Here is a 5,826-nt window from a genome sequence, read left to right on the forward strand (position 1 = left end):
GTCCATGGTCGTGCGACCGAGGTTCAGCCCCGCCTCCAGCGCCGATTCGACCTTCACGTCGAACCACGACTCGATACTGCGCGAGACGAACTGCAGCGATACCAGGTAGATCAGCACGCCCGGCAGCACGCCCACCACGCCGAAGAACACGGCCAGCTTGGTCATCAGCCGCGTACCGAACTTGCCGCGCCGTGCGCGCAGCGCCAGCGCCAGCATCAGCCCGCCGATGATCACCACCAGCAGCACGCCGATGACGAGGTTGACCTTGTAGAGCAGCGTGAAGTACCGGTCGAAGAATTCGGTGTTGGCCGAGGCGGCGGCCAGCAGCCCCACCAGCACAATCGCCAGAAAGACGATCGTGCCCGCCACCACCTGATATAGGAGTCGCTTGTAGCTGCGATCGAAGATCATTTGGCGGGCGCCAGCAGCGAACCTGCGTTGCCGGGGCCGGCGCTCATGCCCCAGCCAGGATTGGGTGACAGGCCGGGCACAGGTGTTGACGACGTGGGTGCGCTGGCAGCAGGTGCAGAGACTGGCGGCACAGGCTGCGGCGCCGGCGGGGGCGATGCAGGTTCGTTCGGCACCAGGAAGTTGAACTGCTTCCATTCGGAAGCGAGGTTCCAGTCGCGCGTGTTGACGGCGTTGATCTGGAATGGCTTGGGCAATTGCGTCACGTCCAGGCGCATGCGTACCTGGGCCTGCACGGTCTCACCAGTCTTGACGGCGCCGCGTTCGAACACACGCCAGCCGCGCACGTGCTGCATGAAGTCGACCGCGTCTTTCAGGCGAGAGAATGGCACTTGCAGGCCGCCAGTCGATACACGGTACTGGCGCGTCAGCGGGTGATACGACAGGCGTACTACGCGCGTGGCGCTGACAGCGTGGTCGTCGAACCAGTACCAACGCGGGCGGATCAGCTCGAACTCGACGAGGAAATACAGCGCGATGCCCTTGTTGACCGCGTCTTCGAGGTTGCTGGGTAGATCAAAGTCGAAATCTGCGGTGAGGTTCCAGCCACCATCGGAATATTCCAGCTGGGCGCGGTTGACTTCGATGGTTTGTGCGGACGGCGCTGTCGGCCACAGCAGGCACAGCATGCCCAATACGACAAGCCGGTGCAGCATCTGCCGGAATCGGGCGGGCAGCAACTGGAGCGATGGGCGGAGGAAGACAGTCACAACGGTCGTCGCATCAGGGCCGTTTCTGGAACACCGCGTAAAAGAAGCCGTCGTGGTCGAGCGGCAGTGGCGAGACACCCGAGATGAAACCGCCGGTCGGCGCCGTGTCTGGCGCGACGGGCAGCAACTGGCCGGGCGCGTGCAATCGTATCGCATCTTCGAGATGGCTTTCAAACCATCGGGCCTGCGTTTCGCCCTCCGTCGGGAAAATCGAACACGTGACATAAACCAGCTTGCCACCGGGCGCGAGGCATGCCCACAGGGCGTGCACGATGTCGCGCTGCAGGGTGGCTAGTGCCTTGAGATCGGCCGGCCGCCGCAGCCAGCGGATGTCCGGATGGCGGCGCACGATGCCCGCGGCCGAGCACGGCACGTCGGCGAGGATGCGGTCGAACGGGCGGCCGTCCCACCAGGTGCCGGGTTGGGCGGCATCGCCCACGCAAACGGTAGCGGTCTGGGATAGGCGCGCAAGATTCTCGTTGATGCGCACGGCGCGTGTGGCATCGGATTCGAGTGCCACCACGTCCAGGTTGTCGGCCAGTTCCAGCAGATGGCCGGTCTTGCCGCCGGGCGCGGCGCATGCGTCCAGCACGCGCTGGCCCGGTGCCACGTCGAGCAGTACTGCAGCCAGTTGCGCGCCGGCGTCCTGCACCGAGACGTCGCCTTCTGTAAAGCCGGGAAGCTCGTTCACCGGGGCGGCGCGCGCCAGGCGCACGGCCTGCTCGCCGATGCGCTCGGCATCGATGCCCGCTTCTTCCAACTGGGCGAGGTAGGCGTCGAGTGCAATGCGGCGTGGGTTCACGCGCAGCACCATCGGCGGGCGACGGTTGCCGGCAGCGAGGATGCCCTGCCATGTATCGGGATAGGCGCTGCGCACGGCGTCGATCCACCATTGCGGGTAGTTTGTGGCGGCCACCGGGTCGGCCTGCATCGCCGCGACGAGTTCACCTTGTTCGCGCAGGAAGCGCCGCAGCACGCCGTTGATCATGCCCTTGCCATGCGCGAGCTTCGGGTCGGCTGAGGCGGCGCGCACCGTCTGATCGACTACGGTGAAAGGGGCATACGGTGGCGGATCATCCAGCAACTGGGCGAGTGCCACGCGCAGCAGATTGGCGGCGCCTTCGGCCGGTGGGCGCGGGATCAACGTGCGGATCAGCCAGTCGGTACTGCCGAGCCAGCGCGTGGCGCGGTAGGCAAGATCCTGTACGGCACCACGCACCGGCGCCGGCTGGCCCTGGCAAGCCGCGTCGATGGCCTGCGGCAGCGCCGTGCCCTGCCGCAGCTTGCCCATCGCAACGGCGGCAAGTGACAAGGCGTGGGCGAGAGAGTCGGGCGGCAGACGCATCGGAGCAGCGGAAATCAGGCGGGTCAGGATGGGGCGATACAAATGCAACGAGCCCGCGATGGGCGGGCTCGTGCGGAGAGCAGAAGTATAAAGGAAGCGCTCGGTTGCTCTGCCTTTAGCTCGGATACTGCCCTGTCTGCGCCATCTGCATCAGACGTGCGATGCGCTCTTCCGTGGCCGGGTGCGTGCTGAACAGGTTGGCCAGGCCGCCGCCGTGCAGCGGGTTCATGATCATCATCTGCGCAGTGGCCGGGTGGGCCTCGGCAGCGGCAAACGGAATGCCGGCGGCGTACCGGTGGATCTTGTCCAGCGCCGACGCCAATGCCTGCGGGTCGCCGCTGATCTGCGCGCCGCCGCGGTCGGCTTCGAATTCACGCGCGCGGGAAATCGCCATCTGGATCATCGCCGCTGCCAGCGGGGCAAGGATCGCCACGGCAATCCCGGCGATCGGGTTGGCCGGACGGCCCTCGCTGTCGCGCCCGCCGAAGAACACCGCAAAGTTGGCCAGCGCCGAGATCGCACCGGCCATGGTGGCCGAGATGGTGGAGATCAGGATGTCGCGGTGCTGCACGTGCGCCAGCTCGTGCGCCATCACGCCGCGCAGTTCGCGCTCGGAGAGGATGTTGAGAATGCCGGTGGTGGCGGCCACCGCTGCGTGCTCGGGGTTACGGCCGGTGGCGAACGCGTTGGGCTGGGCTTCGTCGATTAGGTAGACGCGCGGCATCGGCAGGCCGGCGCGGCCCGCCAGCTCCTGCACCATGCGATAGAACTGCGGCGCGCTGGTCTCGTTGACTTCCTGCGCGTTGTACATGCGCAGGACCATCTTGTCGGAGAACCAGTACGAGAAGAAATTCATGCCCAGCGCAAACAGCAGCGCCAGCATCATCCCGCTGCGTCCGCCGATCATGCCGCCGATGACGATGAACAGCGCGGTGATCGCTGCCATCAGCATGAAGGTCTTGATCCAGTTGAACATGGGGGCGTGGCTCCTGTGGGTCTTGGGTTTTATGAGACTCTTAGATCGCGATAATCGCTGAAAATTCAAGGGTTTGTGCGATGTTTGCGCGATACTTTGCCGCAGATAATGCTTGCGTCGTCAACGAGTGGTGAACGCCAGCCGCGCACCCAGCCCGATGAACGCCGTACCCACCACGCGATCGAGCCAACGCTTGATGCCGGGCTTGCCTGCCACGCTGCGCGTGACGCTGGCGGCCACCCACGCGACCATGCTGTTCCATACCGTCGACATGGCGATGAACACCACACCCAGCGCCAGGAACGCTGCCGCCTTGTGGCTGGCATGCGGATCGACGAACTGCGGGAAGAACGACAGGAAGAACAGCACCACCTTTGGATTCAGCACGTTGGTGAGAAAGCCCTGCATGAACAGCGCCTTGAGTGGGCGTGGGCGCTTGGCAGCGGCGGCCTGCTCGGCAGTTTCGGCCTTGGCGGGGGTGTCGTCGCGCTCGGGCGGTGCCAGCAGCATGCGGCCACCCAGGTAGATCAGGTAGGCCGCCCCCACCACCTTGATCACCGTGAAGGCCACGGTAGACGCCGCCAGCAGCGCCGTCAAACCGAAGGCCACTGCCAGCACGTGCACGCAGCATCCGGCCGACACCCCCAGCGCCGACATCAGCCCCGCCACACGCCCCTGCGACACGCTGCGCCCGACGATGTAGGCCGTGTCCGGCCCCGGCGTCACATTCAGCAGGAACACCGCCAGCATGAAGAGCGGCAGGTTGATGATGCCCAGCGTGGTCATGACGATGTCCTTTCTACGTTCTCTATATAGATCGGGATGATTGTGGCGGTTCAGGCGCGCGAGGCGAAGCGCTGTCCCGGCTGGATCGCCAGGCCCTGCAGGAATTCGCGAGCAGGCAGGCGCTTGCCGCCCGGCTTCTGCAACTGTGTCACGCGCAGCGCGCCGGCGCCACAGGCAATCGTCACGCCATCGGCGTTGGCGGCGAGCACCGTGCCGGGCTCGGCATCGGCCGGCCTGTCGGCCAGCGCTTCGGCCTGCCAGAATTTGATTGTTACGCCATCGAGTGTGGCCGATGCGCCCGGAAACGGATTGAACGCATGTACCTGGCGCAACAGTGCGGCAGACTGGCGCGACCAATCGAGCGCGGCTTCGTCCTTGGCGATCTTCTCGGCGTAGGTCACGCCCTCTGCAGGTTGCGGCGTGGCAGGCAGCTTGCGGCCGTCTTGCGCCAGCCTGGTCAGTGCCTCCACCACCATGCGCCCGCCAAGTGCGGCCAGCGTATCGTGCAGCGTGCCCGTCGTGTCCGCCAGGCCGATGGGTGCGCGTTCCATGCTGATCATGTCGCCGGTGTCGAGGCCCGCATCCATCTGCATGAGCGTGATGCCCGATTCCGCATCGCCGGCTTCGATAGCGCGGTGGATGGGCGCCGCACCCCGCCAGCGCGGTAGCAGCGAGGCGTGGATGTTGATGCAGCCAAAGCGCGGCAGGTCGAGTACTTCCTGCGGCAGGATCAGGCCGTAAGCGGCCACCACCATCACGTCGGGGCGCTGCGCGGCCAGTGCGTCGATGGCGCCGGCGGCTTCCTGCGGATACTTGCCCGTGCGGCGCAGCGACGGCGGCTGCAGGATCGGCCCGAACCCTTGCCCGAGATGCGACAAGGCGTATTGCTTGACGGGACTCGCTTGCAATTGCATGCCGCGCCCGGCCGGGCGATCCGGCTGGCTCAATACGGCAACGATGGGGAAGCCGGCCTGGTGGATCGCCGCCAGGGCGATCTGCGCAAATTCAGGCGTGCCGGCAAACGCTACGCGAAGGGAGGGCGTCATGGGGCGAGAGGGGGAAAACGCGCTACACGGCAGCGTAGCGCATTGAGCTTAGCGGCTGCCGCCTAACGGTGGCCGCGATAGGGCGTGTCGGTCAGCGGGACGATGGGCTCGGGCGAGGGCAGCGTCTCGGATACGCCATTGCTGCGGCGTTGGAAAAGCGAGAAGGTTTCGTTGGTGTCGCCGGGGCGGCCGCCGCGCCACACCATTTCCCAGCTGTCGCCCTGTGGACGGCGTCGACTGTGCTCCGGTCTTTTTTCGAGCACCAGCATCAGGTCGCAGGTGCGTGCGGTCGGGTTCGGGCGGTGATCATCGCCGGCACCACTGTGGCCTAGCAACCACTTGACCGGGCGCACGCCGGTTTCGTAGTGCATCAATGCGCGTTCGCTCTCGCCCATGCCGCGCGTAGCCACGCAGATCTGCGCGGATTCCAGCATCGGCTTGATCGCCTGGAACAAGGGGCGGTAGCTGCGGGCATCGTCCACCCAGGGCATCAGC

The 5,826-nt window shown here is 66.0% G+C and carries 5 protein-coding genes and 2 pseudogenes; all 7 read right to left on the bottom strand.

The window, feature by feature from the left end:
* Positions 1 to 411: pseudogene (locus JHD73_RS25980) on the bottom strand (PAS domain-containing sensor histidine kinase); the annotation flags it as partial.
* Positions 408 to 1,178, bottom strand: a complete 771-nt coding sequence (locus JHD73_RS25985) for a DUF4390 domain-containing protein (protein ID WP_199033044.1) — start codon at positions 1,176 to 1,178, stop codon at positions 408 to 410. The pseudogene JHD73_RS25980 and the gene JHD73_RS25985, both read right to left, overlap by 4 nt.
* A 13-nt stretch (positions 1,179 to 1,191) precedes the next feature.
* Complete coding sequence (gene rsmB, locus JHD73_RS25990) at positions 1,192 to 2,523, bottom strand: 16S rRNA (cytosine(967)-C(5))-methyltransferase RsmB (protein ID WP_199033048.1); 1,332 nt, start codon at positions 2,521 to 2,523, stop codon at positions 1,192 to 1,194.
* Between the two features lie 115 nt (positions 2,524 to 2,638).
* The gene (gene htpX, locus JHD73_RS25995; protein WP_199033045.1) at positions 2,639 to 3,499 is read right to left on the bottom strand and encodes a zinc metalloprotease HtpX; all 861 of its coding nucleotides are present in this window, start codon (positions 3,497 to 3,499) and stop codon (positions 2,639 to 2,641) included.
* Positions 3,500 to 3,619: 120 nt separating this feature from the next.
* Positions 3,620 to 4,285, bottom strand: coding sequence for a LysE family translocator (locus JHD73_RS26000; protein ID WP_199033046.1), 666 nt, complete (start codon positions 4,283 to 4,285; stop codon positions 3,620 to 3,622).
* 50 nt (positions 4,286 to 4,335) lie between these two features.
* Positions 4,336 to 5,331 (bottom strand): methionyl-tRNA formyltransferase, encoded by a 996-nt coding sequence (gene fmt / locus JHD73_RS26005; RefSeq protein WP_199033047.1) that lies wholly within the window; start codon positions 5,329 to 5,331, stop codon positions 4,336 to 4,338.
* Between the two features lie 62 nt (positions 5,332 to 5,393).
* Positions 5,394 to 5,826, bottom strand: a pseudogene (locus tag JHD73_RS26010) (glycosyltransferase family 39 protein); the annotation flags it as partial.

The sequence above is a fragment of the Ralstonia sp. ASV6 genome, from assembly GCF_016429285.1.
GTDB lineage: Bacteria > Pseudomonadota > Gammaproteobacteria > Burkholderiales > Burkholderiaceae > Ralstonia > Ralstonia flaminis.

What these genes read in the sequence shown, in the direction of transcription:
- htpX (WP_199033045.1), bottom strand. Translation starts at nt 3,499, where the DNA reads ATGTTCAACTGGATCAAGACCTTCATGCTGATGGCAGCGATCACCGCG.
- fmt (WP_199033047.1), bottom strand. Translation starts at nt 5,331, where the DNA reads ATGACGCCCTCCCTTCGCGTAGCGTTTGCCGGCACGCCTGAATTTGCG.
- rsmB (WP_199033048.1), bottom strand. Translation starts at nt 2,523, where the DNA reads ATGCGTCTGCCGCCCGACTCTCTCGCCCACGCCTTGTCACTTGCCGCC.
- JHD73_RS26000 (WP_199033046.1), bottom strand. Translation starts at nt 4,285, where the DNA reads ATGACCACGCTGGGCATCATCAACCTGCCGCTCTTCATGCTGGCGGTG.